Raw genomic sequence first — 6,854 nt, 5'->3', positions numbered from 1 at the left:
AAACCAAGATTATCGGACATGAAAGATAACTACAGGGCGCGGCGGTTATTGCGTCGAATGATGGACAAAAGCGCCGCAACCCGGTAGCCGCGGGGCATGTCCGTCCTCCTGCATCCAGACCATCCCGCCCCCTCCTGGCCCGCCGCGCCGGGCTGGGCCGTCACCGGCCGCGCTGCGGATTCCGAGGAGGCCGCGTTCCGCGTCGGCGCGGCGCTGGCGCATCTGCAAGGCGTGAGGACCCAGCCTGGCTTGCCTCTGGCGCTGTGGCGCGACCGGCTGGCGCTCAAGGCCGCCGCGGCAACTGTGAGGCTTTCGGGGCGAGCGGAGGGCCTGGCGGAACTGCGCAACGCGCTGTGCCTGTCGCGCCCGGGCGATCCGCTCGGCCCGGCGGGGGAGATCGGCCAGCCTGGCGGCGCGCGGTGACGCGGCCGCTGGCGGCAAGCGCCCTCGCGCCGGGACTGCCCGGCGTCTCGCCGGATCTGGTCGGGCGGTGCCTGGCGATGCCGGGGGCACCCATGGTACGGGTCGCGCAGGTGCTGGAGGCCGTGTTGACCGAGATGCCCCGTGCCGAGACGGCAGCGCTGATCCTGGCCGACGTGGCGCTGGCCAAGCGCTTGGCTGGGGCCGGATCGTGCCACTGCTGGCCAACGGCTTGGCACCGCGCGATCTGCGGCGCGAGGGGGACGATCTGCGGCTGGCCTGCCATCGAGCTATGGCCCGCGCCGCGACCCAGGCCGCCAGTCTGGCGCAGGATCTGGCCCGGCGCGCCGCGCGGCTGCACGCCGTGACGCCGAAGCTGCGCGCCAAGGGCGCGGGGGCGGCCGTCGCGCTGTTTCTCACACAGGATGCGTTGGCACCGGCGGCGCTGACCCGTCTGATGTCGGACCGAGCTGCGCGGCGGCTTTGCGACCGGTTGGTGGCCCTGGGCGCGCTGCGCGAGCTGACCGGCCGCGACAGCTTCCGGCTCTACGGGCTTTGAGCATGGAGATGATCGACCGCGAGCTGGACGAGCTGCCGCGCGAGCTGCGCTGGCGCGAATGGATGCGGCGGATCGAGGCGGTGCTGTTCGCCAGTGCCCGGCCGGTGCCGCGCGGGGATCTGGCGCAGGTCGTGGGGCAGGGGGCGGCGCTCGATCTGCTGCTCGACGATCTTGCCGCGGAACTGGCCGACCGGCCCTACGAGGTGGTGCGCATCGGCGAAGGCTGGATGCTGCGCACCCGGCCCGCCTACGGAGCGGTGATCCGCACCGCTGCCAATCTCGGGGACCGGGAGGTCGGCCTGTCCGAGCGCGACCTCGCGGTGCTCGCCGCCATCGCCTACCACCAGCCGGTCACCCGTGACGGGCTGGCCGAGATCTTCGGGCGCGAGATCTCCCGCGATCTGATCGGTCGGCTGGCCGCGCGCGAGCTGATCGCGCCGGGGCCGCGCGCGCCGCGTCGCGGGGCACCCTATACCTACGTCACCACGGCGGGCTTCCTCGCCGCCTTCGGGCTGGCGGACCTGCGGGACCTGCCTGATGCCGAAGCGCTGCGCGATGCGGGACTGGCGGCGGAACAGGGCAAGGTGACGGCGGGACCTTTGGCCCACGCACCTTCTCGATCGCCCGCCAGTGGCTTCGTTCGCTTTCTGTCTGTCTTGCCGGCAGTCCCCTGCATAGCGGATATCGCTCAGCACGTGCGGCGGCTCGAGGTGCCCCTCATCATGCGTCACCGATCGGCAGCCCTGGTCGACCAGCCCCGCAAGCCGGACAGCGTCGCTGAAAGATGTCCGAGCCGTTCGCCCCGTAGCGTTCGCCGCAGCGTCGGCATTGAAGGATGTAGACGAGCTGGTTGTGGTCGTTGCCGGGAAGGTCGGTCTTCCGCAGGACTTCTTGTTCGTTTCGATTGACAAAGCCCGGCCTGGTCGTCCCGGCCGGTGCCGTCCTTTGTGTGCGCAGTTTCTGCTTCGACTTCGACTTTTTAGCCGGCGGCCAAGTGGAGCCGAGGATCCACCCCTCGACCTGTCCCGTCATGGCGATCGGTTCGGGCGCAGGTGCCGCAAAGGCGCCTGAAAGATCTCCGCTGCGATCGGCCTCCTGGAGCCATCGCGCGATGGCATAGGCGTCATGCTGGTCGGGCGTGCGCGCGTCTCGCGGATAGGTCGCACTCCAGAGCCGCGGATACGCCTCGACGACCACCGAGGCCCCCGAAGCCGGAGCCCAGCCGTCGAATGGCCAGAAGTGAAGCCTTGGCCTCGCCCTGCGCAACGCGCGAAGCCAGGGGAGTCCGGAATGGGTGGACTTCGCCACGGAGCCCTGCACGTCGAAATGAAACGCCGACTTCGCCGATCCGGTGGCCTCCTCGGTCAGGCGGCGCCAGGTTCGCTCGCCTGTCCGGGCCGCCCGTTACCGACGTGGCCATAGCGCACGAAGTCGACATAGGTGTGCGGCTCGTCCGTCGGCCAATGCGCGCAGAAGTCGTCCAGGAAATTCGGCCAGTCCGGCGCCAGACGGTGACGCTCGAAATAGCGCATCGGGAAGGAGAACGCATGGTCGATACCCACGATCGTCGGCACGCGGCTGTCCAGCTCCTGCATCAGCCATGCCGCCAACCCGCGCCGGGTCCAGTATTTTCGAGGCCCTACGGGCGGCAGGACTTCCTGCGCCTCCTCGTCACAGAGGGTCTGATAGACTCGCAATCCCTTGAGGCTCGCCTCTGCGGTCTCGGCCCCCGAATAATCAATGCCGATGGTGCGGGCGAAGCGGCGCGGCGTATCGGTCACTGGAAGCTCGCGCGAAAGCTCGTGGCGGTCAGCGAGACATGCGCGTCGAGAGGGGGACGCAGCTCGAACGCCTTCGGCGCACGCGCAAAGTCGTAGAGCCGGAAGAGATGCCAGTCATCCCGGCGCTCCTGCGCCACCTCGATCTCGTTGCGCGAGATGTGAAAGGGGGTCCGCTCCCACCCGTTGGTTGTCTTCACCTCGATGAGGCGCTCCCGGCCTTCGGCCGTGAAACTGGCGATATCGTAGCCCGCGCCGTCGCCATCTTCCTGCGAGACCCAGCGGACCCGCCCCGCCAGATCCTCGCGGCCGCTTTGCCGCAGGACTTGGATCTCATGGCGAAGCACCCGTTCTTCGCCGGCATGACCCAGAGAACGGTTGCGCTCATCTCGACCGGCCACGTCGAAGCGTCGTGCAATGCGCTGCGTGTGCTCGAGATCTTCCGAGGGCGGTGAGTTGCGCAGAGTCGGTGCGACGCCAACGTGGAGCATGGTGGCCTCGGTCAACTGCGGGACAGCTTTGCCATGCAGGGCTGCTTCCCATTCCGGGTGCCGCGCGAGCCAACGGGCGGCGGCCTCGGCCAGCGACATCTGTGCGTTGAACCGGGGCAGGTAGCCTTGGATGATCGGCAGTCCGAGGCCAAGGCAGGCCGCGGACACGTTGCACAGCTTGAACTCGATCGAGCCGCGGCTTCGACCGATCTGCTGCTGCAAAGCCCTGTTCTGGGCTGCCTTGTTGTAGGGCCGCCCAGACAACTCATCGCTGAGCATCGCAAAGTAGGCTGCGACGACGGCGTCGTTTTCGAAGTCTGACCAATCGCTCGAGTTCATGCCGTCAGGCTACGATGGGGCAGGTTAAGTGTCATTAGAGTTCGAGGTTCTCAAGGATTGCTTGCTTATCGGGCTTTGGAGCGACCGAGGAGAGGTTTCTCAGTCGCTGTCGCAAACGGCCCTTACCCGACGTTGGAGGATCGCGCAGCGAAGGGCCGCTGTTCTTTTCAGAACATCGAGCCGATATCAGACGCTCTGGTCGGATAGGCGGCCGGCATGGCTTTCACCTGGGCCGCCGTCAGCTTCAGCTTGATCGCCAGGGAGAAGACATTGATCAGTTCGGCGTAGTCCGGGCCGAACATGTGCGCGCCGAGGATCTGCCCGTCCTTGGCCGTGATGATCTTCGCGCCCGCATGGCTTTCGCCCAGACGTTTCTGTGAGAACCAGCCGGAGGTGTCGGTGAAGCTCACCTCGACATCGGCCCTTTCTCGCGCCTCCTCCTCGAGCAGGCCGACCCGCGCCAGCTCGGGGATGGTGAACACCACGCTCGGAACGCCTGAGTAGTCTGGCTCGGTGCGCTTGTCATTCAGCATGTTCGAGGCCGCGATCTTGCCTTCGAACACCGCCACCGGGGTCAGCGGTTTGCCGGGCGAGGCGGCCGCGTCGCCGGCTGCGAAGACGCGCGGGTTCGACGGGGATTGCAGCCAAGGCGTGACCTTCACACCCCCGTTCTCGATTTCGATCTTGGCAGCGGCGAGGTCGAGATGGTCGATGGCGGGCACGCGACCCGCGCCGTGGACGACGAGGTTGGCCTCGATGGCGTGGCTCTCCCCCGCCGTCCGATAGATTACGTGGTGCGTGCCGTCTGCATCCTCGACGCTCTCCGGCACAGCCTCGGCCACGATCTCGATCCCGGCGGCGCGGCTGCGCTCGAGCAGCATGTCAACGAGATCCGGATCGAACATCTTCAACTGCCGCGCGCCGCGATCGAGGATCGTCACCTGTGCCCCGGCCCGCGCGGCTATATGCGCGAACTCGAAAGAGATGTAGCCGCCACCGACGAAAACGATCCGGCGCGGCAGCTCGGCGAGGTTCAGGAAGTCGGTGCTGTCGATCAGCGTCTCGGCGCCGGGGAAATGCAAGGGTCGCGGCTTTGCTCCAGCGGCGATCAGGGCGTGGCGAAAAGCGATCTCGCCATGACCTTCGATCTCGATCCGGTCCTCAGCGGTGAATCGGGCGCGGCCATGCAGCGTCCGCACCCCGGCCTCCTTCAGCCCACTTTCCCTGCTCTCGGGCACTGGGTCGGTGAAGCTCTCCTTGTGCTTCATCAGCGCCGGCCAGTCGATCCGGGTCTCGCCCGTGACGCCCTTGCCTTCGAGCCGCCGCGCGGCCTCGACCGCCTCGGCACCGGCGCGCAGCATCTTCTTCGGGTCGCAGCCCCTGAGCGCGCAGGTGCCGCCATAGGGCAGCTCGTCGACGATGGCGACGGACCAGCCGGCCTTGCTGCATTTCTTCGCGGCGTTGATCCCGGCCATGCCGGCGCCGATGACGATCAGGTCGAGCGTGTCGGTCATTTCTGCTCCTCGTTTTACATAGGTCGGGAGGGAGTGGAGCGGGGCCTCAACGGTAGCGACCCAGCAGTCGTTCGCTCAGTCCCCAGATCGCCGCTGTGCCACCGCCAATCGCAAGGCCGAGCAAGAGCCAGCCATCTTCGCCCAGTGGCAACAGCCCGGTGCCATGCCCCAGCACCGGCAGCGTCATCGCCAGCAGGAAGGGACCGGTGTAGCGGCAATGCACCCGGCCGCAGCGTCGGGCGTTGAGCAGGCAGGCCCCGCCCATCCACGCCAGCGCCAGCACCCAGATTGCTTGGGACCATCGGACAGCGGGATCGCCAGGACCATGGCGCCGATGGGCAACCACCAAGCGAAGGCGGCGCTGCGGGCCGAGCCGAGGAGGTCGCGCTTCGATCTCTCGCTCATGGGGTCACCCGGCGCAGCAGCTGAGTGCAGCCACGTCCTTCTCGAAGGTCTGGGCGGCGAGCTTCAACCCCTCGACGGTGGTGAGATAGGGCATGATGGTGTCCCCCAACTCCTCGTAGGTCAGCTCCGCCTTCAGCGCCATCGCCGCCGTCTGGATGCTGTCGGCGCCCTCGGGGGCGAGGATCTGCGCACCCAGCAGCCGCTTGTTGACTGCATCCGCCACCAGCTTGATCAGCCCGCGCGTGTCGCGAGCGGCCAGCGCGCGCGGCACGGCGTCGAGCGGCAGCACCGAGGTGACGACCTCGTGCCCCGCGCTGCGCGCCTGTGCCTCGCTCAGACCCACGCCCGCCACTTGCGGGTCGGAGAACACCACCCAGGGCATCGAGCCGTTGTCATAGCTGCGCGCCTCGCCCGCCACCGCGTTCCGGGCGGCGAGCTTGGCCCCATAGGCTGCCATGTAGACAAACTGGTCGCGCCCCGTGACGTCGCCCGCGGCCCAGACCTTCGGGTTGGCGGTGCGCATCTGCGCGTCGACGACGATCCCGCCCCGCGCGTCGGTCTCGATCCCGGCGGCTCCGAGGTTCAGACCTTCGCTGTTCGGCACCCGACCGGTGGCGAGCAGCAGTTGCTCGGCTTCGAAGCTCTCTCCGCCTGTTCCGGTCAGGCGCACCCCGCCGCTGTCGCGTGCTACGCTCTCGTAGCCACTGACCCGCGCCAGGCGGATGCCTTCCTCGGAAAGGTAGCCCTCCAGCGCCTCGGAAACCTCGGGCTCTGCCTCCGGCAGCACGCCCCGGCGGCTGATTACCGTCACTTCGACACCGGCACGAGCGAATAACTGCGCCAGTTCCACCCCAATATAGCCCGCGCCGAGGACCAGCATCGAGGTGGGTAATTCGGTCAGTTCCAGCGCCGAGGTGCTGTCGAGGGCATCAACCGCCTCGATACCGGGGATCGCTGGCACATGCGGGCGGGCGCCGGTCGCGATGGCGATCTTCGCCGCTGGAAAGACATCGCCGTCCACGGTGAGCCGGCCCGCGTCGTCGAACCGGGCGCGGCCCTCGATGTAGTCGATATTCTCGTGCCGGGGCAGAACGTCCGCGTATTTCGCCATGCGCAGCTCCTCCACCAGCGCGTGCTTCTGCGCCACCGTTGCGGCCCAGCCGGTAACGCGGGCCCCGGCCTCGATGCCGTCGAACCGGTTCGCAGCGCGCGCATGGTGCAGGCCCTCCACCGCGCGGATCAGCGCTTTGGAGGGCACGCAGCCCACGTTGACGCATGTGCCGCCGATGGTCCCGTCGCCGATCAGGGCGACCCGCGCCCCGGCTTCTGCGGCGGTGATGGCAGCCGA

General features: G+C 68.1%; 7 protein-coding genes and 1 pseudogene. 3 read left to right on the top strand and 5 right to left on the bottom strand.

From position 1 onward, the window contains the following. Positions 1 to 96 precede the first annotated feature (96 nt). From MBELCI_RS22850 to scpB, 3 genes and pseudogenes are all read left to right on the top strand, one after another. A complete protein-coding gene (locus MBELCI_RS22850; protein WP_369385498.1) occupies positions 97 to 423 on the top strand; it encodes a DUF1403 family protein in 327 nt (108 codons plus the stop codon). A 208-nt stretch (positions 424 to 631) separates the two neighbouring features. Continuing rightward, positions 632 to 979, top strand: coding sequence for a DUF1403 family protein (locus MBELCI_RS22845; protein WP_369385497.1), 348 nt, complete (start codon positions 632 to 634; stop codon positions 977 to 979). Positions 980 to 981: 2 nt separating this feature from the next. Beyond that, a pseudogene (gene scpB / locus MBELCI_RS18050) lies at positions 982 to 1,554 on the top strand (SMC-Scp complex subunit ScpB); the annotation flags it as partial. 789 nt (positions 1,555 to 2,343) lie between these two features. Here the strand turns inward: scpB and MBELCI_RS21385 are convergent. From MBELCI_RS21385 to merA, 5 genes are all read right to left on the bottom strand, one after another. Continuing rightward, entirely contained in the window at positions 2,344 to 2,760 is a 417-nt protein-coding gene (locus MBELCI_RS21385) for a hypothetical protein (protein WP_021695689.1), read from the bottom strand. After that, positions 2,757 to 3,587: a protein NO VEIN domain-containing protein gene (locus MBELCI_RS18040; RefSeq protein WP_021695688.1), complete on the bottom strand. Its 831-nt coding sequence runs from the start codon at positions 3,585 to 3,587 to the stop codon at positions 2,757 to 2,759. Before MBELCI_RS18040 ends, MBELCI_RS21385 begins: the two co-directional genes overlap by 4 nt. A 167-nt stretch (positions 3,588 to 3,754) precedes the next feature. Then, entirely contained in the window at positions 3,755 to 5,101 is a 1,347-nt protein-coding gene (locus tag MBELCI_RS18035) for a dihydrolipoyl dehydrogenase family protein (protein WP_021695687.1), read from the bottom strand. 46 nt (positions 5,102 to 5,147) lie between these two features. Next, positions 5,148 to 5,384: a hypothetical protein gene (locus MBELCI_RS18030; protein ID WP_235047696.1), complete on the bottom strand. Its 237-nt coding sequence runs from the start codon at positions 5,382 to 5,384 to the stop codon at positions 5,148 to 5,150. 126 nt (positions 5,385 to 5,510) lie between these two features. Beyond that, positions 5,511 to 6,854, bottom strand: a 1,344-nt coding sequence (gene merA, locus MBELCI_RS18025; RefSeq protein ID WP_052512778.1) for a mercury(II) reductase, incomplete at its 5' end; no start/stop codon positions are given.

Origin of the sequence: Limimaricola cinnabarinus LL-001 (assembly GCF_000466965.1) — a bacterium.
GTDB lineage: Bacteria > Pseudomonadota > Alphaproteobacteria > Rhodobacterales > Rhodobacteraceae > Limimaricola > Limimaricola cinnabarinus.
This window is presented reverse-complemented; position numbering and strand designations above follow the sequence as displayed.

Coding starts and splice junctions, on each gene's coding strand:
- MBELCI_RS22850 (WP_369385498.1), top strand. CDS start 97: ATGTCCGTCCTCCTGCATCCAGACCATCCCGCCCCCTCCTGGCCCGCC.
- MBELCI_RS18040 (WP_021695688.1), bottom strand. CDS start 3,587: ATGAACTCGAGCGATTGGTCAGACTTCGAAAACGACGCCGTCGTCGCA.
- MBELCI_RS18035 (WP_021695687.1), bottom strand. CDS start 5,101: ATGACCGACACGCTCGACCTGATCGTCATCGGCGCCGGCATGGCCGGG.